Below are 19,020 nucleotides of genomic sequence, written 5' to 3' on the forward strand. Positions count from 1 at the left end.
ACGATGCAAGGGGCTTCATGAGGCCTGAAGCGTGCCACTGGGCGCGACCCGCGCGGCCCACCGCAATCAGGAGGACATCATGACCACGGCCAAGGACATCATGCATCCGGGTGCTCACTGGATCACCAAGGACGACTCCCTCGACCACGCGGCTCGGCTGATGCGTGAGCTGGACGTCGGCGCACTGCCCGTCGGTGACCCGAACGAGCGGCTGTGCGGGATCATCACCGACCGGGACATCGTCGTCAAGTGCGTCGCGGAGGGGCGCAACCCGGCCGACTGCAAGGCCGGCGACATCGTCGAGGGCACCCCGCGCTGGATCGCGGCGGACGCCGACATCGGGGACGTGCTGCACGAGATGGAGAGCCACCGCATCCGCCGGCTCCCGGTGATCGAGAACAAGCGGCTGGTCGGCATGATCAGCGAGGCCGACCTCGCCCGGCACCTCCCGGACGAGCAGCTCGCCGAGTTCGCCGCGCACGTCTACGCGCCGACCGGGGCGCGGCGCTGAGCGCGGGACCCGTGAGATCGGGCCCCGGTACCCCGACCTGTCGTCAGGTCGGGGTACCGGCGTGTCAAATGGGTGAACCGCAGGTCCGGGAGCTGAGACCATATGCGGTATGAGCATTGCTGAACCACTGACCGAAGCGCTTCGCCGCCGCAACGAAGTACAAGAACGCCACCGGCTGCAGCTGGCCGCTCTCGACGCCTACAGCCAGGCACTCGAGCGGACCGCCCAGGCCCAGGCCAATCTGAGCCGGACGGTCGCCGGGGCCGTGGAGGCCTTCGGCGGCCTGGACATCACGGCCAACCTGCTGGACCTGACGATCAAGGAGGTCCGCACGCACGTGGCCGCCCACGAGGCGGCGAGCCAGGAGGCCGCTCCGGCCGCCGACGCCGCCCCCGTGCCGGCCGCCCGGCCGGCCGGTAACGACAAGTCCGACACTTCCGACAGTCCCGACACATCTGACGCACCCGAAGCACCTGGCAAGTCCGACGGCTAGCGCGCCGAGGCTCCCGGGGTCGGTCGTGGCCGACCCCGGGACGCCTGGCGCCGGTCGGCCGGTCGGGTGACGATCAGGCCCACGAGCTGCAGCTGGAGAAGCCGGCGAAGGTGGTGCCGCACACCCAGGCGTCGGCCGTGCCGTTGACCATCGGCGTGACGATGTCCTCCGGTTCGTCGTCGTCGGCGTTGCCCGTGCTCTGCACCTCTTCGAGCGCGTTGTGCACCTCGATCGTGGCCAGGTCCGCGGTGGTCTGCGCCTCGGCCCAGTTGGCGTTGCACGAGCCGCTCCAGCGAAGCTCCACGGTCGTGCCGGCGACCGTGGTCGTCGCGACGGTGATGGCGTCGTCGTCGCAGCCGGCCGCGACCGGATCGAGGCCGGGGCAACTGCCGCCGGAGCAACTCGCCGCGTGTGCCGCCGTGCTGAGGGCGGGGATCGAGCTCAGGCCGCCGACGGCGAGCAACAGCGCGACAAGGGCCGGTGAGTATCGTGCACGTATCATCATCATCGCTTTCTGGCCGGGTGGGTCACGGCGGTTCGCGGCGCACGGTGTGGTGTACCTGAAAATGTCCGCTTCCTGCATCGGCCCGGCAACAGCAGGGACGCCCCGCAGAACCCCGGTGTGCCAAGAAAGTCGCAGGTCAGGGCGGATGTTGTGGGCGTGGACCGAGGAGTTCGGCAGCCGTCCTTCCGGACGAACCGCGACCCGCTCGAACTCTCCGCCCTCCATGCGGAGTTCGGGGCCCGCCCGGACCGTTCCCGGCGAGGTGGACCACGCGGCCCGGCAGTTGCCCGGCGCTCCGGCCCGGCGCACGGGCCCGCAGGCCGGTCACGAGGCGGTGCGTGGCCCGGCCACCCGGTTGGAGGACCGCGGCGCTGACGGCCGTCCGTCGGTGGCGGTGGGCACCCGGGACCGAAAACGGCCCTGCGCGCCGCTTCGGGACCGAAGCAGCGCGCAGGGCCGTACCGTGCCGCCGGGCGGATCAGCCGACCGGCACCGGCCGGCGTCGCGGGACCTCGGGGGTGGTGGCACCGAGTGCCGTGTCCTTGGTCTCCTCCGCCCAGAGCACGCACACGGCCAGACCCAGCGCGGTGACACCGGCGGCGATCAGCATGGTCGGCCCGGTACCCAGCCCGGTGAGCGAGAGCGGCAGCAGGTACGTCCCCACGGCCGCGCCGATCCGGCTCACGGAGGTCGCCACCCCGACCGCGGTCGCCCGGATCTCGGTGGGGAAGAGCTCGTTGGGGTACGTCCAGTCCAGCACGTTCGGGCCGCCGCACAGGAACGCGTACGCGCACAGCGCGAGCAGCGCGACCGCGGCGGGGGCGGTCGGCCACACGCCGAGCAGCGCGAGCGGGACGATCATCAGCGCGAACGACCAGATGATCGTGGGACGCCGGCCCTTGCTGTCGATCAGGCGCAGCGCGGGGTAGCAGCCGATCAGGAAGACCAGGCTCACCGCGCCGGTCCCCAGGGTGTCCAGGACGGTGCCGCCGGGCATGCCGAAGGAGCTGAGGATCTGCGGCCCGAAGGTCAGCATCGCGAACAGCGGGCCGACCTGGCAGAGGAAGAACAACCCGCAGAACAGCGTACGGCGCCGGTACCGCGGGGTGAGCAGCTCGCGGAACGGGCTGGTGCGGGCGGTGGTCCGGCGGGGCGGCAGCAGCTCACGGCCGTCGACCCGGACGCCCAGGTGCTTCTCGACCAGGGCGACGGCCTCGCCTACCCGGCCGTTGGCGGCCAGCCAGCGCGGCGACTCGGGGGAGCCCCGGCGGATCACCAGGAAGACCGCGCACAGCACGGTCGAGCTGGCCAGCATCCAGCGCCAGCTGCCGGTCCCACCGAACTCCAGGAAGAGGTAGCCGACCACGTAGGCGAGGACCGAGCCCGCGTACCAGGCCACGATCTGCTTGCCCAGCAGCCGCCCCCGGTGCTTGCTGGGAAGCCACTCGGCCAGCAGTGAGGTGGCGATCGGGTAGTCCGCGGCGACCGCCATGCCGAGCACGAAACGCAACAGGGCGAGGGTCCAGACCCCGTCCACCCAGAAGGAGAGGGCCGAGCAGACGATCATGACGACCAGGTCTGCGGTGTACATCACCTCGCGGCCGATCCGGTCGGTCAGGACGCCGAACAGGGCGCCGCCGACGAACATGCCGATGAGCGCGGCCGCGCCGATCAGGCTGACGGCGGCCGTGCTCAGGCCGAGTTCCGGCCGCATGCCGATCAGGGCCACTCCGACGATGCTGAGGATGTAGCCGTCGAGCAGCGGGCCGCCGGAGCAGGCCAGCGCCAGTCTCCGGTGGAAGGCGGTATACGGGGCGTTGTCGATGGTGCTGGACATTGCCAGGTCCTCCGAGCGCTCCGCCGGATCACGGTCCGGCTCGGCGCGGGTTGTCGAGGTCAGGGGTCGGGACGGTCCCTGCGGACCGTCCCCATCGCCCGTAGTGGCGGGCGACCGTCCACGGTTACCCGGGACCGGCCGGGGCAACCGGGGTCGAAGGACCTGACCTCGAGGGACCAAAGTCCCTGGAGGAGCATGGGCGGATGACCGCTTCCGTGTCCCCGTCGCCCGCCTTCTCGGCGCCGTCCACCGAGGCCACGGCGGTTCGGTTCGATCTGCACCGCCTGGTGGCGCTGCTGCCGGCGGAGGAGCGCCTGACCGCGCTGTCCGCGCTGGTCGCGGCGGACGGTGACCTGTTCCTGATCGGTTTCGACCCGCCCGCCGCGGTGCGCGAGGCGGTGGACGCCGCGTTGAGCGACAACGCCTCGCTGGACTTCGCGGCGGAGAGCGTGCTGCGCCGGCGGGACCCGGCGCTGCTCGCCACCGCCCGCCACCGGCCGCGCCAGCACCGGCTGGCGCTGCTGGCGCCGGACCTCGAGCTGGCCGCCGCCGCGCTGCTGGACGGCCGGGGGAGCACCCTCCGACGGTCTGGGCGGCGGCCTGGCGGTCCGTGCGCGAGTTCGGCGGTCCCGGAGCCGTGCGGGAGCTGGCCGGCCGGCGGGCGGCGCGTTCGACCCGGTGACCGCCGAGGTCGTCGCCGCCTGCGCGGAGGCCGAGCCGGCGGCGTTCCTGGAGGGCGTGGAGCAGCGGTGGCTCGGTACGGGCGCGCTGCTGCGCCGGCTTCGGGAGCTGGGCGCGGGTGCGGACCGTCGGACCGTCCGGGAACTGCTGGAACGAGCCCTACCGGATCGACTGGGCGCTGGTGAAGGCGGCACGGCGGGGCGGGCGCCTGCCCCGCGGGGCCGCGCTCGCGCTGGCGGAGCACCGGGGCTGCCCGCCGGAGGCGGCCTGGGGGCAGCGCACCGGGCGGCCCGGTGGCGCCGGGGCCGTCCCACCCATCAGGTCCGCGGAGCGGATGCCGGGGCCGGGTGGGTCGGTGGCTGCGGCGGGGTGGTGGCGCAGCCCGGGGACCCTCACTGACCTCCTGGGGCTGGACGCCGGCGTCCCGGAGACCGGCGGGCGCCGGCCCACCGAGGCCGCGACGGAAACGCCCGAGGACGGTGTCCGCTGACCGCCGTCGTGGCCGGACGGCCACCCCCGACCATGGCTGGCGGCCGGTCACCCTACCGCGCGGCCTCCTCCGCCGCCCGGGCCCGCACCGCGCGCCGGAGGTCGTCCAGCTGGTCGGCCAGCCCGCGGCGGGCGGCCGGGATCAGGTCCTCGCGTTCCAGGCAGGCCTCCGCCGCCCGCAGGGTCGGCTCGGTCGCCGCGAACGCCGGGAAGCCGTGCAGGGTGAGTGCCCGGGCCATGGCCGGGCCGCGCTCGGCGGCGCCCACCACGTCCTCGAAGTAGCGGGCGGTGAGCCCGCTCAGCAGGTCGGCCTGCTCGGGCTGCCACAACCCCTGGATGGTGGCCGTGGCCAGGTAGACGGAGAGCTCGCCGTGGAACAGCGCGTCCCAGGCCGCCTCCTTGGCCTCCGCCTGCGGCAGGGCCGCCCGGCAGCGGGCGGCGCCCTCCTCACTGACGTTGCTCGGGTCGCGGGCCAGCTCGGCGGCGATCTCCGGCTGGTCCGCCGCGCCGAGCACGCACAGCCGCAGCAGCAGTTGCCAGCGCAGATCGGGGTCCAGCTCGGGCCCGCCCGGCACGCTGCCCGCCGTCAGCCAGTCGCGCAGCTCGGCGGCCTCCTCCGGGCTCGCCGCGGTGGCGATCGCCCGTCGCACGGCCACCAGGCGCAGTCCGCTGTCGTCCGGCCCACCTTCGGTGCGGCGCAGCAGCGTGCGGCAGACGCCCGCCAGCAGCGCCAGCCCCGCGGGCCGTCGCGCGGGCGGCAGGCAGCGGTCGACGACGAAGCCGTGGGCGAACGCGAGCACGGACTGGACCAGGTGGACCGACTCCTCACCGGGCAGGTGCGAGGCGACCAGCTCCAGGTACCGGCCGGGCGTCAACTCGCCGTCGCGCACCTGGTCCCGGGCCGAGTTCCAGAGCACGGCCCGGGCCAACTCGTCGGGGACGTCGCCGAGGGACCTCTCGACGGTCTGCCAGGACCGCTCGTCCAGCCGGACCTTGACGTAGCCGAGGTCGGTGTCGTTGAGCAGGACCAGGTCACCGGGCGCTCCGCCGTCCGCGGCGGCGAGCCGCACCGGGGCGGCGGGCTCCGGAGTCAGTTCGAGCGGCTCGCGCGAGAGCAGCGCCAGTGCGCCGTCCGGGGTGTGGCGGTAGCGGCCGACGGTCACCAGGTGCGGCCGCAGCGTGCCGTCCGCGGAACTGTGCCGCACCTGGTCGTCGTCGATCCGCAGGCTGTCCACGCCGGTGCTGCGCAGCCACCGCTCGGCCCAGCCGTGCACGTCCCGGCCGCTGCTCGCGGCGAGTGACCGGAGCAGGTCGTCCAGGGTGGCGTTGCCGAAGGCGTGCCGGTCGAAGTAGTGGTTGACACCCGCCAGGAAGTGCTCCTCGCCGAGCCAGGCGGCCAGTTGCCGCAGGGCGGACGCGCCCTTGGCGTAGGAGATGCCGTCGAAGTTCTGCAGCGCCTGCGCGGTGTCCTCGACGGCCTCGGGGGCGACCGGGTGGGTGGAGGGCCGCTGGTCGGCGTCGTAGCCCCAGGCCTTGCGCGCGCCGGCGAAGCCGGTCCAGGCGCGGGTGAAGCGGGTGGACGCGGCGGTCACGGTGTAGGCCATGAACTCGGCGAACGACTCGTTCAGCCACAGGTCGTCCCACCAGCGCATGGTGACCAGGTCGCCGAACCACATGTGGGCCATCTCGTGCGTGACGACGACGGCGCGCTCCTCCCGCTCGGTGTCGGCCACGGCGGATCGGAACACGTACTCGTCGCGGAGGGTGACGCAGCCCGGGTTCTCCATCGCGCCCGCGTTGAACTCGGGGACGAAACACTGGTCGTAGCTGTCGAACGGGTAGCGGTGGCGGAAGACGCGGTGGTAGTGGTCGAAGCCCTGCCGGGTGATCTCCAGCAGCTCCTCGGCGTCCGCGTCGAGGAAGGCGGCCAGCGAGCGGCGGCAGTGCAGGCCCAGCGGGATGCCGTCGTGTTCGGCGACGACCGAGTGCAGTGGTCCGGCGACCAGCGAGACCAGGTAGCTGCTGATCGGCGGGGTGGGCGCGAAGCTCCAGCGGCCGGCATCGCCCCTGGTGGCGATGGTGTTGCCGACCACGGTCCACTCCGGCGGCGCGGTGACCGACAGCCGGTAGCCGGTCTTGAGGTCGGGCTGGTCGAAGGAGGCGAAGACGCGCGGTCCGTCGTCCATGAAGGACTGGGTGTAGACGTAGTCCTCGCCGTCCGCCGGGTCGGTGTAGCGGTGCATGCCCTCGCCGGTGTGCGAGTACGCCATGTCCGCCTCGACCGTCAGCTCGTTCTCCGCCGCCAGCTCGGCCAGCGGGAACCGGCCGGCGTCCAGCGCGGTGACGTCCAGCTCGCGCCCGTTCAGCACCACCCGGCGCAGCCGGGACGGCTTGACGTCGACGAAGGTCGACGCCCCCGGGCTGGTGCAGGCGAAACGGATCACCGTGGTGGAGCCGAACTCCTCCGGGCCCCTGGTGAGATCGAGGTCGATGGTGGCGGCGTGGACGGTCAGCAGGCGGCGACGCTCGACGGCTTCGGCGCGCGTCAGTGCGGGGTAGGCAGACATGGGAGTCATACTGTCGCATCCGAACGGCCGTCGTCCCGCCGGCTGCCGTCCCGCCGCTCCCGGACGGCCGGGAGCGGCGGGCACGTGTCCTCAGACCTGGTAGCGCTCCGGCGCGAGCAGGTGCAGGTGCTCGGCGACCCAGTCGGAGGTCCGCCGCAGCCCCTCGGCCAGCTCCACCCGCGGCTGCCAGCCGGCCAGTTCACGGGCCTTGCGGTTGTCGGAGAGCAGCCGCTCCACCTCGCTGCCGCCGGGCCGCAGTCGGCTCGGGTCGACCACGATCTCGGCCTCCCGGCCGGACGCGGCGATCAGCGCCTTGGCCAGCTCGCCGATCGAAACCTCGCTCCCGGTACCGAGGTTGACCACCTCGCCGAGCGTGCGGTCGGCCCGGGCGATCGCCAGGAACCCCTCGGCGGTGTCCGTCGCGTACGTGAAGTCCCGGGTGGGGGAGAGCGAACCGAGCCTGATCTCCCGCGCACCGGAGTGCAGTTGGGCCAGCACGGTGGGGATCACGGCGCGGGCCGACTGGCGCGGGCCGTAGGTGTTGAACGGGCGGACCACCGAGACCGGCAGCTCGAAGGCGTGCCAGTAGGAGAGCGCCGCCATGTCCGCGCCGATCTTCGAGGCGGAGTAAGGGGATTGGGGCTGCAGCGGGTGGTGCTCGCTGATGGGTGCGGTGATCGCCGTGCCGTACACCTCGCTGGTGGAGGTGTGCAGCAGCCGGGCGCCGTGTCGCAGGCAGGCGGCGGCGATGTTCTGGGTGCCGACCACGTTGGTCTGCACGTAGGCCTCCGGGGCCTGGTAGCTGTAGGGGATGCCGATCAGGGCGGCGAGGTGGAAGACGGTGTCGCAGCCGGCCACCGCGTCCAGCACCCGGCCGGCGTCCCGGACGTCGCCGGCCAGCATCTCCACCGGGCGGTCGGGGTCGGCCAGGTAGCGGGCCAGGTAGCCACGTTCGGCGTACGGCTTGTAGTGCACCAGGGCCCGCACCCGGGCGCCGCGGGCCACCAGCAGGTCGACCAGGGTACTGCCGATGAAGCCCTCGGCGCCGGTTACCAGCACCGTCCGTCCGGTCCAGTCCTGGTGTGCGGCAGGGGAGTTCGGGTGGTTCGGGGTGCTCATGTCGTCCTCCAGTGGTTCTGGGTCAGGTTGTTGCTGTTCAGCGGTCCGTGCGGGCTGTCCGGTCCGTACGGACCGAACGGGCCGAAGCGGCCGTACGGGTCGTGCGGACCGGCGGGCTGGTCCTCGGGGGCGGCGGCCCGGCGGATGGTGCCCAGCACCTTGGCGGCCAGCAGGTCGGCGGCCCGGGCGTGGTGGCCGGGGTTGGCCGCCCGGCCCATCGCCGCCAGCCGGGCGGGGTCGGCGAGCAGTGGTTCGACCAGCTCGGCCAGTCGCTCGCCGGTGCACTCGCCGTCCGGCAGCAGCAGGCCGGCGCCGGCGTCGGAGAGCACCCGCGCGTTGTGCGTCTGGTGGTCGTGCGGCGCGTGCGGGTAGGGCACCAGCACGGCCGGCACCCGCACGCTGGAGAGCTCCGCGACGGTGGCCGAACCGGCCCGGCAGACCATCAGGTCGGCTGCCGCGTAGGCGAGGTCCATCCGGTCCAGGTACGGCACCACCAGCGCCACCGGGTTGCCCGCCAGCCGGGACCTGACCTCGTCGAACGCGGCCGGGCCGGTCTTGATCAGCAGGCGCCGGTCGGTCCGGTGCCGCCAGCGCTCCGCCAGCTCGACGGCGGCCTCGGTGAGCCGGGTCGCGCCGAGGCTGCCGCCGTTGAAGACCAGCAGCCGGGCGTCGTCCGGCACCCCGAAGGCGCGACGGGCCTCGGCCCGCAGCGCGTTCCGGTCCAGCCGGGCCACCGCGCCGACCAGCGGCATGCCGACCGTCTCCGCCGCCAGGCCGGCCGGCAGGTGGGTGCGGGTCTGGTCGAAGGCGAGCGCGACGTGCGGGGTGAGCCGGGCCGCGAAGCGGTTGGCCCGTCCCGGCACGGCGTTCGACTCGTGCACCACGCTGGGCAGACCGGCCAGCCGGGCGCCGACGATCACCGGAGCGCTGGGGTAGCCGCCCATGCCCACCGCCACCTGCGCCCCCTGCGCGCGCAGGATCTCCCGGCACTGTCGGCCGGAGCGCAGCAGTGCGGCGGGAAGCAGGTAGCGGCGCAGGCCGAGGGCCGCGTCGAAGGGGATCATGTCCACGGTGTGCAGCCGGTAGCCGGCCTCCGGGATCAGCCTGGTCTCCAGGCCGCGATCGGTGCCCACGAACGAGATCACCGCTCTCGGATCGGCCCGACGCAGCGCCTCGGCCAGCGCCAGGCCCGGATAGATGTGCCCGCCGGTCCCGCCGGCCCCGATCACCACGGAGAGGGGCGCCGAGCGGGGTGTGTCCTCGTGTTCTGTCCGCATGACGTCGCAGCCTGCTCAGCCGATGTAAGAGAGTTCTCAGAGTCGGTTTGAGAGGGTTGTCCGCATGAGCAACGGGCAGAAGGTGCTGGTCGTGGACGACGACCCGGAGGTGCGCGCCGCCGTCGAGGACGGCCTGGCGGTCGAGGGCTACGTGGTGCGCGGCGCCCCGGACGGGCTGGCGGCGCTGACCGAGGTGGCCCGCTGGCAGCCCGACGCCATGGTGCTCGACCTGCTGATGCCGGCCCTCGACGGCCTCGCGGTCTGCCGCCGGCTGCGGGCCCTGGGCGACCGGATCCCGATCCTGGTGCTCACCGCCCGGGACTCGGTGAGTGACCGGGTCGACGGCCTGGACGCGGGCGCCGACGACTACCTGGTCAAGCCGTTCGCCCTGGACGAGCTGACCGCCCGGCTGCGCGCCCTGCTGCGCCGGGCCGCCCCCGCCCCCGAGGAGGTCACCTACCACTTCGCCGACCTCACGGTCGATCCGGTCACCCGCACCGGCACCCGGGGCGGCCGCCCACTGGACTTCTCGCGCACCGAGTTCGCCCTGCTGGAGGTGCTGCTGCGGCACCCCGGCCAGGTGCTGCCGCGCGAGCTGATCATGGAACGGGTGTGGGGTGCCGACTTCGGTCCGGACTCCAACTCGCTCGCGGTGTACGTCGGTTACCTGCGTCGCAAGCTGGAGGCCGGCGGCGAGCCGCGGCTGGTGCACACCGTGCACGGGGTGGGCTACCGGCTGGACGGCCAGTGAGGGCGCACGCCCGCTGGCCCCGCCGCCGTCCGCTGCGCACCCGACTGGCGCTGGCCTGCACGGCCGCGGTCGCGCTGGTCGCGCTCGGGGTCAGTGCGGCGGCCTTCAGCATCGTCCGCTACGAGCTGGAGCACCAGCTCGACCTGCACCTCACCCAGCAGGCCACCCTGCTCCAGCAGCAGTACCGCGACCAGGGTCCGCAGGTGGTCTACGGCGAGTGCAACTACCTGGCCGCTCCCGCCTGCACCCAGATCGTGCCGGCCGACCCCGGCAAGGACCCGGCCCAGCCCTACCTGCTGCCGGTCACTCCGGCCACCCGCCAGGTCGCCGCCCGGCAGCGGGCCGGCTACTTCACCGACATCGTCATCGGCGGCCACCCGGCTCGGATGCTCACCACGCCGATGACCGCGGCGCCGGCCGGCGCCCGGCAGGCCGTCCAGGTCGCGCTGCGCGCCGACACCGTACGGGAGGGCGTCCAGCAGGCCGGCGAGCTGATGGCCGCGGTCGCCGCGGCCGGCGTGCTGCTGGCCGCCGCGCTCGGCTACGCCGTCGCCAGGACCGGCCTGGCCCCGGTCACCCGGCTGACCAGGACCGCCGAGCGGATCGCCGCCACCCGGGACGCCGGCCTGCGGATCGAACTGCCGCCCGGCCGGCGGGAGGACGAGCTGACCCGGCTGGCCGGCAGCTTCAACACCATGCTGGGTGAGCTGGAACAGTCCGTCGCGGCCCAGCGCCGGCTGGTCGCGGACGCCTCGCACGAGCTGCGCACCCCGCTCACCGCACTCCGTACCAACGCCGAACTCCTCTCCCGGGCGGACCGGTTGACCGAAAGTCAGCGCGATCGCGCGGCGGCCGCACTGCGTCGCCAGCTGCGTGAGGTCACCGGACTGGTGAACGACCTGATCGAACTGGCCCGGGACGAGGAGCCGCAGCCACTGCTCGAACAGGTGCGGCTCGGCGCGCTGGTCACGCACTGCGTGGAGGCCGCCCGGGACCACTGGCCCGCGGTCGGCTTCACCCTGGAGGAGCAGGCCGGCGAGCGTGGTGTCCCCGGGGTGCCGGCCCGGCTCGCCCGGCTGGTCTCCAACCTGCTGGACAACGCGGCCAAGTTCAGCCCGCCGGGCGGGCAGGTCGAGGTGTGGCTCACCGCCGGGCTCGAACTGACCGTCCGCGACCACGGGCCGGGCATCGCGCCGGAGGACCTGCCGTACGTCTTCGACCGCTTCTACCGGGCCTCGGCGGCCCGGGCGTTGCCCGGCTCCGGCCTCGGACTCGCGATGGCTCGGCAGATCGCCCGGGCACACGGAGCCTCGCTCACCGCGGAGGCCGCTCCGGGCGGCGGCGCGCTGTTCCGGCTGCGCTTCCCGGGATGATCCGGGGTCAGGCCCTCCGCCGCGCTCGCGCCAGCTCGGCGATCGCTCGGACCACCCGGTCGATCTCCGCCTCGGTGTTGTAGTAGTGTGGCGAGAGGCGCACCAGCGGGTGCACACCGCGCTCCTCGGTGTCGAACTGCGCGTGCTCGGCGGCGGTGACGCTGACGTTGACGTCCTGCCGGGCCAGGGCGGCGGCGACCTCCGCGCTCGCCATCCCGGCCAGCCGCATGGTGACGATCGCGCACCGGGTACGGCCGAGGTCGTGGGTGGTCACGCCGGGCAGCTCCGCCAGTCGCTCGCGCAGCCGGGCACCGAGCGCCGCCGAGCGCCGGCCGATCTCCGCCGGCCCGAGGTCCAGCGCCTGGCGCACCGCCGTGCTCAGGCCGAGCACGTTGGCCACGCTCGTCTCCCAGGTCGCGAACCGGCGCGCGCCCGGCCGCCAGCTGAAGCCGCGCCCGCCGTCCCAGCTGCCGGACTCCATCTCCACCACGAGCGGGTCGAGCCGGTCCAGCAGTGTGCCGCGCACCCAGAGGAACCCCGTCCCGCGGGGCCCGCGCAGGAACTTGCGGCCGGTGCCGGTGAGCAGGTCACAGCCGATCTCCTCGACGTCCACCGGGAACTGGCCGACCGACTGGGTGGCGTCCAGCAGGAACGGCACCCCCGCGGCCCGGGTGATCCGACCGATCTCGGCCGCCGGGTTCACCAGGCCACCCCCGGTGGGCACGTGGGTCACCCCGACCAACCGGGTACGGGCGTCGATGAGTTCGGCCAGCGCGGCGGTGTCCAGCTGCCCGGACGGGTCGTTCGGCACCACCACGATCTCGGCACCGCTGCGGCGGGCGGCCTGGAAGTAGCCGAGCACGTTGCTGCCGTACTCGGCCCGGCCGGTCAGGACCCGGTCACCCGGCCGCAGCGCGAGCGAGTGGAAGGCCGCCTGCCAGGCGTGCGTCGAGTTGTCGAACAGCGCCAGTTCGTCGGCCCGACCGCCCAGCAGCTCGGCCAGGTTGGCGTAGATCGCGCCGATCGCCTCGGTCTGCCGCGCGGCGGCCTCGTACCCGCCGATCGCGGCCTCCAGTCGGAGGTGCGAGACCACCGCGTCGAGGGTGCGTCGGGAGAGCAGCCCGGCACCGGCGTTGTTGAGGTGCACGCGGTTGGCACAGCCGGGGGTCTCCTCGCGGAGCGCGTCGATGTCCATGGTGTGGTGCCTTCCCTCCAGCCGGGCTGCGTACCGCCACCCTGCCGGGAACCCCGTCCCCGGTAAAGCACCACTCGCCCAGTACCAGCCGCCACTTCGCGCCTCGAGGTCCGCACGGAGATGGATGCGCCTTCGGCCCGGCTGACCGCGATCCGCTCGAAAGGCCTTGGCGCTGGGGCGAAGGAGGCGACTAGGCTCCGGTCCTCGTGGCGCGACGCGGCCGGTGGGCGCGGTCGGGCCCGTCCCAGACGGAGGAGATTCGTGTCCAGCGTGAAGATGCATGCCGACGAGGTCGAGATCGACGAGTCGCTCGTCGGTCGGCTGGTTGCCGCACAGTTCCCCCAGTGGACGGATCTGCCCGTCACGAAGGTCCGCTCCGCCGGCACGGACAACGCGATGTACCGCCTGGGTACCGACCTGGCCGTGCGTCTGCCGCGCACTCCCGGCTCCGCCGAGCAGATCGGCAAGGAGAACCGCTGGTTGCCGCACCTTGCTCCGCACCTGCCGCTGGCCGTGCCGGTGCCGATGGGCGAGGGCGTTCCCGGCGAGGGTTACGGGTTCGCGTGGTCGGTGTACCGCTGGCTCGACGGAGCGGATCTCCTCGACGAGCCGGTCGTCGAGCCGCACGATGCCGCCGTCGAGCTGGGCCGCTTCGTCGCGGCCCTGCGGCGGATCGACGCCACCGACGCGCCACCGTCCTTCCGGGGAGGGCCGGTGGGTGCGCGCGATGACGACGTCCGCGCCGCGATCCGGGACCTGGCGGCGGACGGCAGGGTGGACGCGGACGCCGCGACGGCCGCGTGGGAGGGGGTCCTCCGGCTCCCGCAGTGGCAGGGTGCGCCCGTCTGGTCGCACGGCGACCTCCTGCCGGGAAACCTGTTGGGTCGAGAGGGCCGACTCAGTGCCGTCATCGACTTCGGAGGGGTGGGCGTGGGCGACCCCGCGTGCGACACGATGGTCGCCTGGACGCTCCTGTCCGCCGGGAGCCGTGACCTGTTCCGCGAGTCGGCCGGCGTGGATGACGCGACCTGGGCCCGAGGACGCGGTTGGGCGCTGTGCTTCGGACTCACTGCCGAGCACTACTACCGCGTCACGAACCCGGTACTCGCGAGCGTCGGCCACCGCGCGGTGGCCGAGGCCCTCGCCGACCACCACCGCACCACCTGATGGCGGCGACCGCTCCTCCTCCCAGGTGACCGGCACGGTTCTCCGGGGCGACGGCGGCAGGCGGGCCCGGGCCCGGGCCCGGCCCGCGGTGAGCTGTCACGGCGTCAGCAGGAGCCGGGCCGGCGGGTCTTGCGAAGGACCGGTCGGGCAACGCTCTCCTTCGCGGAGGGTGGCTCGAGGGTGAAGGGGTTCGAGTGTGAACCGTACGGTCCTCGACCGTGCCGGGTGCTCGAGGGATGCCGGATGCTCGAGGGATGGACGAATGGGAGGCTGGACCGATGATGGCCCTGATCGAGCCGGCGACGGCCGCGGACGCTCCGCTCCTCGCCCAGGTGCTGTTGGCGGCCTGGCTGGAGACCTACCCGAACGAGGCCGCCGGGATCGACGAGGCGTGGATCCGGGAACAGCGCGGGGACGTGGTCTCGGCGGACGGGGTGGCCCGGTGGCGTGAGGTGGTCGAGCGGTCCGTCCGGGCGCCGGGTGAGCTGCCACCGCCGGTGTTCTGCCGGGTGGTCCGCGTGGAGGGGCAGATCGTCGGTCTCCTGTGCGGCCTCCGGGACGAGCGGGACGCCGGGGCGGTCACGCTCGGCCCGATGTACCTGCTGGCCCGGGCCCAGGGCCGTGGGATCGGTCGCCGCCTGCTGGAGCAGTTCCTGGACTGGGCGGGGGAGGCACGGATCCGGCTCTGGGTGACGGCCTACAACGACCAGGCCGTGCGGTTCTACACTCGGCATGGCTTCCGGCCCACCGGTGAGGAGATGCTGTGGCAGGGACGGCTGCCGAACCTGCGGATGGAACGGCCACCCGGCGTCGTCCCCCTGGACGGGGAACGGCCCTGAGCATGATGTCCGAAATCCGCCGGACGGGGCCCGCCGCAGGCGGCACAGTGGAGAGCGCACCGAAAGAGATCAGCGCAGGAGAGAGGCACCACCGATGACCGTCCACACCACGATCGACAGCCCGCTGGGCGAGCTGCTGCTGGTCGGCGAGGAGTCCGCGACGGCTGCCGGCGGTCTGGCCCTGTCGTCCGTCTCGATGACCGGCCAGAAGGGGGCGGTGGTCGTCCAGGACGGCTGGCGGCACGAACCGGCCGCCTTCGCGACGGTGGAGCGCCAGCTGCGCGCGTACTTCGCGGGTGACCTGAAGGACTTCGAGGTCGAGTTCACCACGCACGGGTCGGCGTTCCAGGAGCGGGTCTGGGCCGCGATCGACAGCATCCCCTACGGCTCCACGACCACCTACGGGCGGCTCGCCGAGCAGATCGGGGCCCCGCGCGCGGCCGTCCGCGCGGTGGGCGCGGCGATCGGCGCCAACCCGCTGCTCATCCTGCGCCCCTGCCACCGCGTGATCGGCGCGAACGGCTCGCTGACCGGCTACGCGGGCGGCCTGGAACGCAAGGAGTACCTGTTGGCCCACGAGGGCGCCCTCCCGGCCACCCTCGGCTGAGCCGAGGGGCGGGGAGCGGCTGGCGAGGGCGAGGACGGCGGGCTTCGGAGGGATCAGGCGGCGGCCTTCGCTCCGGACCCCGTCCCGTGGGCACGGGTGAGGATCTCCAGGTAGTGGCCGTTCGGGTCGAGGAAGTACGTACCGCGGCCGCCTTCACGGTGGTTGATCTCGCCACGTCCCTCCAGCGTCGGCTGGGCGTAGTAGGTGATCTCGGCCTGCTGGATCCGGGCGAAGATCACGTCGAACTCCTCCTCGGACACCAGGAACGCGTAGTGCTGCGGCGTGATCGGCTGCTGGCTGTCGGCGAAGTCGAGGGTGACGCCGTTGCCGGTGGCGACCGGGAGGAACGGTCCCGTGGGGGCGCCGACCTCCAGTCCCAGCGTGCTGGCCAGGAACTCCGCGGAAGCCCGCTTGTCACGGGACAGGACGATGGTGTGGTTCAGCTCGATGGTCACCTGGACCGCCTCCCTGAGCTCGGCGCGGGCACCTCGGCCGCCCCACCCGGGTGGTGACACGGTTGGGCGCCCCCACAGGCGAGCCTAGGCGCATCCGTACCGCCTGTCAGCGGAACGCTGGTTCGTGCGCGGTCGGGGGGGGGGGGGGGGGGGGGGGGGGGGGGGGGCCGCCCCCCCCCCCCCCCCCCCCCCCCCCCCCCCCCCCGCGGTGCTTGGCTGCGGACCGCCGCGGCGGTCAACAGGTCGGCGTCATTCGGCGTTGATGACGACGGTCTTCAACTGCAGGTACTCGTCGATGCCCTCGGGTCCGAGCTCGCGGCCGAAGCCGGACTGCTTGTACCCGCCGATCGGGATGCTGTTCTCGAACATCGCCCAGGCGTTGACCCAGACGATGCCCGCCTGCAGCCGGGCGGAGACCTGGTGCGCACGGCTCAGGTCGGTGGTGTGCAGGCCGGCCGCCAGCCCGTAGGGCGTGCCGTTGGCGATCGCCACGGCCTCGTCCTCGTCCTCGAACGGGATCACGGTCAGCACCGGCCCGAAGATCTCCTCCTGGGCTATCCGCATCTGCGGGGTCACCCCGGTGAAGATCGTGGGCTGGTAGAAGAAGCCGCGACCGTCGCCCGCCGGGGCGCCGCCGGTCACCACGGTGGCACCCTCCGCCTTGCCGATGGCCACGTACTCCATGACCCGCTCCAGCTGGGTCCGGTGGGCCAGCGGACCCATCTCGGTCCGCGGGTCCAGCGGGTCGCCGACAGCGGTGGCGGCCGCCCGGGCCACCATCCGCTCGACCATCTCGTCATGGATGTCGCGTTGCACCAGCAGACGCGAACCACTCATGCAGAACTGGCCGGTGTTGGCGAACGCCGCCAGGTGGGCCCACTGGGTCACGGCGTCGAGGTTCGCGTCCGCGAAGACGATGTTGGCGCCCTTGCCACCCAGTTCGGCGGTGACCTTCTTCATCGTCTGGGCGGCGGTGGCGATCAGCCGCTTGCCGGTCGCGGTGGACCCGGTGAAGGCGAGCTTGCGGACCCCGGGGTGCTCGGCGAGCCGGGCACCGACCGTCGCGCCCTCACCGGTGACCACGTTGTAGACACCGGCCGGGAGACCGGCCTCGACCATGATCTCGGCCAGCCGCAGAGTGGACAGCGGGGTCTGCTCGGCCGGCTTGTGCACGATGGTGTTACCGGCGGCGAGCGCTGCGGCGATCTTGTTGATCGCCAGGTTCAGCGGGAAGTTGAACGGCGTGATGGCGCCGACCACACCGTACGGCTCCTTGCGGGTGATGGCGATCGACCGCCGCGCGGCCGGTCGCGCCGAGCCCTCCAACTGCTCCACCATGCCGCCGTAGTAGCGGAACACGCTGGAGGCGAACGGCAGGTCGAAGGCGCTGGCGACGGTGATCGGCTTTCCCACGTTGAGGGACTCCAGCAGCGCCAGCTCCTCCGCGTGCGCGTCGATCGCGTCGGCGATCCGCAGGAGCAGGCGACCACGCTGCGGAAGCGTGAGCCCACCCCACTCCTCGCTCTCGAAGGCGGCCTGCGCGGCGGAGACGGCCTGGTCGAGATCGGCGACCGTGCCCCAGGCGACTCGGCAGATCACCTCCTCGGTAGCCGGATTGACGACCTCGCGGGTCTCACCGTGCTCGGCGGGACGGAACTTGCCGTCGATGAAGAGCTGTCCGTCGGCGATGGTCGGTCGGGCCTGAAGAGACATGACTGCACTCCTGTGCGCGAGTGATGGATTCGGCTGCGGGTGGTGTCGCGACTGGCCGGGAAACCTGCTGGCTTCCCCGACCGGCTCACTCTGCCCGCTGCCAAGACGCTAGCGGTGCAGTCGCGTTGGACAACGGTCCGACCGCGGTCCGGGTGCGGTTTCGTTAAGTCAGCTGTGCTTCGGCCGACCGATGAGCAGGTGAACCAGCAGGGCCACCACGGCGACCGCCACACCGATGAGGCAGAGCGGACGCGCGCCGACCGCGTGACCGATCAGGATGCCACCCACACCGGCGCCGAGCGCCTGGCCGAGGTAGATGCCCGAGGAGTTGAAGGAGATCACCACGGGCGGCAGTTCGGGCACCAGCGCGGTGAGCCGGTGGTTGTTCGGCGTGGCCACGGCCCAGGCGGCAGCACCGTTGACAGTCATGACGACCATCACGGCGGCGGTCGAGGTCGCGATCGTGAGGGCGGCCAGGGTGACGGCCAGCAGCAGCACGGCGAGCGTCAGGGTCCGCTCGGCGCCCCAGCGGTCGGTCAGCCAGCCGCTGCCGAAGGAACCGACCGTACCGCCGACCCCCCAGAGCAGCAGCGCGATCGCCAACGCCGTTCCGGTGGTGTGCGCGGTCGCGCCGAGCACGTTGGCGATGTAGGTGTAGACCATGATGCTCGACGCACTGGCCAGCAGCATGAAGGCGACCATGGCCAGCACCCGGCCACGGGCGAGCACCTTGAGCCGGGCCGACATCGGCACGGCCGGCGGGATGGGCAGCGCCGGCAGGGTCAGCAGCAGCCCGAGCAGCGCGACCGCGCCGACCACGGCGACGAACACCAGGCTCGCCTGCCAGGAGTCGTGCTGGCCGATCGCGGTACCGACCGGGACACCACAGACGGTACCGACGGTCAGACCGCCCAGGATGACCGCCAGGGCCTGCCCGCGGCGGGCCGGGCCGGCCAGGACCGCGGCGGCCGCGGAGGCGTTGGGCGTGTACAGGGCCGCGCCGAGGCCCGCCGCGACACGTGCGACGAGCAGCAGCGCCAGCGACGGCGCGGCGGCGGAGGCGAGGTTGGCGAGGACGAAGAGGGAGAGGGCGAAGATCAGCAGTGGCTTGCGTGGCAGCTTGCTGGTGATCGCGGCCAGGAAGGGCGCGGCCAGCGCGTAGGTCAGCGCGAAGGCGGTGATGACCTGCCCGGCCGCGCCGGTCGACTCCTTCAGACCGTGGGCGATCTGCGGCAGGATCCCGGCGAGCACGAACGAGTCGGTGCCCATCGCGAACGATCCGAGTGCGAGGACCGCCACCGGGCGTCCCCAACTCGACTTGGTGGGAGCTGAGTTCACAGGTGTCGTAACGGCCTGATCGACACGTGGAGAGGTGTGTTGAGTAGTCACGTATTCAGGATGGAGCCTCCCGTGAAGCTGGTACAGAGGGCCAATCATGCTG

General features: G+C 73.0%; 17 protein-coding genes. 8 read left to right on the forward strand and 9 right to left on the reverse strand.

Annotated features, from left to right (window positions below; translation table 11 throughout):
- Positions 1 to 79: 79 nt before the first annotated feature.
- Both ACIGXM_RS10215 and ACIGXM_RS10220 read left to right on the forward strand, forming a co-directional pair.
- Positions 80 to 511, forward strand: coding sequence for a CBS domain-containing protein (locus tag ACIGXM_RS10215; protein ID WP_396558901.1), 432 nt, complete (start codon positions 80 to 82; stop codon positions 509 to 511).
- Between the two features lie 109 nt (positions 512 to 620).
- Positions 621 to 1,004 (forward strand): hypothetical protein, encoded by a 384-nt coding sequence (locus tag ACIGXM_RS10220; RefSeq protein ID WP_396558903.1) that lies wholly within the window; start codon positions 621 to 623, stop codon positions 1,002 to 1,004.
- Positions 1,005 to 1,077: 73 nt separating this feature from the next.
- Here the strand turns inward: ACIGXM_RS10220 and ACIGXM_RS10225 are convergent, their stop codons facing one another.
- Entirely contained in the window at positions 1,078 to 1,734 is a 657-nt protein-coding gene (locus ACIGXM_RS10225; protein WP_396558905.1) for a DUF2690 domain-containing protein, read from the reverse strand.
- 253 nt (positions 1,735 to 1,987) lie between these two features.
- Entirely contained in the window at positions 1,988 to 3,346 is a 1,359-nt protein-coding gene (locus ACIGXM_RS10230; RefSeq protein WP_396558907.1) for an MFS transporter, read from the reverse strand.
- Positions 3,347 to 3,549: 203 nt separating this feature from the next.
- Here ACIGXM_RS10230 and ACIGXM_RS10235 point away from each other — a divergent pair, with 203 nt between their 5' ends.
- On the forward strand, positions 3,550 to 4,212 hold the full coding sequence (locus tag ACIGXM_RS10235; protein ID WP_396558909.1) for a hypothetical protein: 663 nt from the start codon (positions 3,550 to 3,552) through the stop codon (positions 4,210 to 4,212).
- Between the two features lie 357 nt (positions 4,213 to 4,569).
- Here the strand turns inward: ACIGXM_RS10235 and pepN are convergent, their stop codons facing one another.
- The 3 genes from pepN to ACIGXM_RS10250 form a co-directional block, all read right to left on the reverse strand.
- Positions 4,570 to 7,083: an aminopeptidase N gene (pepN, locus tag ACIGXM_RS10240; protein WP_396558911.1), complete on the reverse strand. Its 2,514-nt coding sequence runs from the start codon at positions 7,081 to 7,083 to the stop codon at positions 4,570 to 4,572.
- 90 nt (positions 7,084 to 7,173) lie between these two features.
- A complete protein-coding gene (locus ACIGXM_RS10245; RefSeq protein WP_396558913.1) occupies positions 7,174 to 8,202 on the reverse strand; it encodes an SDR family NAD(P)-dependent oxidoreductase in 1,029 nt (342 codons plus the stop codon).
- Positions 8,199 to 9,479 (reverse strand): UDP-N-acetylglucosamine--N-acetylmuramyl-(pentapeptide) pyrophosphoryl-undecaprenol N-acetylglucosamine transferase, encoded by a 1,281-nt coding sequence (locus ACIGXM_RS10250; protein WP_396558915.1) that lies wholly within the window; start codon positions 9,477 to 9,479, stop codon positions 8,199 to 8,201. Before ACIGXM_RS10250 ends, ACIGXM_RS10245 begins: the two co-directional genes overlap by 4 nt.
- A 64-nt stretch (positions 9,480 to 9,543) precedes the next feature.
- Between ACIGXM_RS10250 and ACIGXM_RS10255 the strand changes: the two genes are divergently transcribed.
- Positions 9,544 to 10,230 carry a response regulator transcription factor gene (locus tag ACIGXM_RS10255; protein ID WP_396558917.1) on the forward strand — a complete coding sequence of 229 codons (687 nt, stop codon included), beginning with the start codon at positions 9,544 to 9,546 and terminating at the stop codon, positions 10,228 to 10,230.
- Entirely contained in the window at positions 10,227 to 11,603 is a 1,377-nt protein-coding gene (locus tag ACIGXM_RS10260) for a sensor histidine kinase (RefSeq protein ID WP_396558919.1), read from the forward strand. The genes ACIGXM_RS10255 and ACIGXM_RS10260 overlap by 4 nt, the downstream gene beginning before the upstream one ends.
- 7 nt (positions 11,604 to 11,610) lie before the next feature.
- Here the strand turns inward: ACIGXM_RS10260 and ACIGXM_RS10265 are convergent, their stop codons facing one another.
- Positions 11,611 to 12,798, reverse strand: coding sequence for an aminotransferase class V-fold PLP-dependent enzyme (locus ACIGXM_RS10265; protein ID WP_396558921.1), 1,188 nt, complete (start codon positions 12,796 to 12,798; stop codon positions 11,611 to 11,613).
- 261 nt (positions 12,799 to 13,059) lie between these two features.
- On the opposite strand from ACIGXM_RS10265, the gene ACIGXM_RS10270 reads away from it, so the two are divergent.
- The 3 genes from ACIGXM_RS10270 (at position 13,060) to ACIGXM_RS10280 (ending at position 15,411) form a co-directional block, all read left to right on the forward strand.
- Complete coding sequence (locus tag ACIGXM_RS10270) at positions 13,060 to 13,965, forward strand: aminoglycoside phosphotransferase family protein (RefSeq protein WP_396558923.1); 906 nt, start codon at positions 13,060 to 13,062, stop codon at positions 13,963 to 13,965.
- Between the two features lie 254 nt (positions 13,966 to 14,219).
- On the forward strand, positions 14,220 to 14,804 hold the full coding sequence (locus ACIGXM_RS10275) for a GNAT family N-acetyltransferase (protein ID WP_396558925.1): 585 nt from the start codon (positions 14,220 to 14,222) through the stop codon (positions 14,802 to 14,804).
- A 94-nt stretch (positions 14,805 to 14,898) separates the two neighbouring features.
- Complete coding sequence (locus ACIGXM_RS10280) at positions 14,899 to 15,411, forward strand: methylated-DNA--[protein]-cysteine S-methyltransferase (RefSeq protein ID WP_396558927.1); 513 nt, start codon at positions 14,899 to 14,901, stop codon at positions 15,409 to 15,411.
- A 53-nt stretch (positions 15,412 to 15,464) separates the two neighbouring features.
- On the opposite strand, the gene ACIGXM_RS10285 is transcribed toward ACIGXM_RS10280, so the two are convergent.
- The 3 genes from ACIGXM_RS10285 to ACIGXM_RS10295 all read right to left on the reverse strand — a co-directional run bounded on the left by ACIGXM_RS10285 (position 15,465) and on the right by ACIGXM_RS10295 (position 18,878).
- Positions 15,465 to 15,866 carry a VOC family protein gene (locus ACIGXM_RS10285; RefSeq protein ID WP_396558929.1) on the reverse strand — a complete coding sequence of 134 codons (402 nt, stop codon included), beginning with the start codon at positions 15,864 to 15,866 and terminating at the stop codon, positions 15,465 to 15,467.
- A 249-nt stretch (positions 15,867 to 16,115) separates the two neighbouring features.
- A complete protein-coding gene (locus tag ACIGXM_RS10290; protein ID WP_396558931.1) occupies positions 16,116 to 17,579 on the reverse strand; it encodes an aldehyde dehydrogenase family protein in 1,464 nt (487 codons plus the stop codon).
- A gap of 168 nt (positions 17,580 to 17,747) precedes the next feature.
- Positions 17,748 to 18,878 carry an MFS transporter gene (locus ACIGXM_RS10295; RefSeq protein ID WP_396558933.1) on the reverse strand — a complete coding sequence of 377 codons (1,131 nt, stop codon included), beginning with the start codon at positions 18,876 to 18,878 and terminating at the stop codon, positions 17,748 to 17,750.
- Between the last annotated feature and the right edge of the window lie 142 nt (positions 18,879 to 19,020).

The sequence above is a fragment of the Kitasatospora sp. NPDC052896 genome (assembly GCF_044547075.1).
Lineage (GTDB): Bacteria > Actinomycetota > Actinomycetes > Streptomycetales > Streptomycetaceae > Kitasatospora.

Excerpts from the sequence above, each read along its gene's own strand:
- ACIGXM_RS10215 (WP_396558901.1), top strand. The coding sequence starts at position 80 with ATGACCACGGCCAAGGACATCATGCATCCGGGTGCTCACTGGATCACC.
- ACIGXM_RS10220 (WP_396558903.1), top strand. The coding sequence starts at position 621 with ATGAGCATTGCTGAACCACTGACCGAAGCGCTTCGCCGCCGCAACGAA.
- ACIGXM_RS10225 (WP_396558905.1), bottom strand. The coding sequence starts at position 1,734 with ATGGAGGGCGGAGAGTTCGAGCGGGTCGCGGTTCGTCCGGAAGGACGG.
- ACIGXM_RS10230 (WP_396558907.1), bottom strand. The coding sequence starts at position 3,346 with ATGTCCAGCACCATCGACAACGCCCCGTATACCGCCTTCCACCGGAGA.
- ACIGXM_RS10235 (WP_396558909.1), top strand. The coding sequence starts at position 3,550 with ATGACCGCTTCCGTGTCCCCGTCGCCCGCCTTCTCGGCGCCGTCCACC.
- pepN (WP_396558911.1), bottom strand. The coding sequence starts at position 7,083 with ATGTCTGCCTACCCCGCACTGACGCGCGCCGAAGCCGTCGAGCGTCGC.
- ACIGXM_RS10245 (WP_396558913.1), bottom strand. The coding sequence starts at position 8,202 with ATGAGCACCCCGAACCACCCGAACTCCCCTGCCGCACACCAGGACTGG.
- ACIGXM_RS10250 (WP_396558915.1), bottom strand. The coding sequence starts at position 9,479 with ATGCGGACAGAACACGAGGACACACCCCGCTCGGCGCCCCTCTCCGTG.
- ACIGXM_RS10255 (WP_396558917.1), top strand. The coding sequence starts at position 9,544 with ATGAGCAACGGGCAGAAGGTGCTGGTCGTGGACGACGACCCGGAGGTG.
- ACIGXM_RS10265 (WP_396558921.1), bottom strand. The coding sequence starts at position 12,798 with ATGGACATCGACGCGCTCCGCGAGGAGACCCCCGGCTGTGCCAACCGC.
- ACIGXM_RS10275 (WP_396558925.1), top strand. The coding sequence starts at position 14,220 with ATGGACGAATGGGAGGCTGGACCGATGATGGCCCTGATCGAGCCGGCG.
- ACIGXM_RS10280 (WP_396558927.1), top strand. The coding sequence starts at position 14,899 with ATGACCGTCCACACCACGATCGACAGCCCGCTGGGCGAGCTGCTGCTG.
- ACIGXM_RS10290 (WP_396558931.1), bottom strand. The coding sequence starts at position 17,579 with ATGTCTCTTCAGGCCCGACCGACCATCGCCGACGGACAGCTCTTCATC.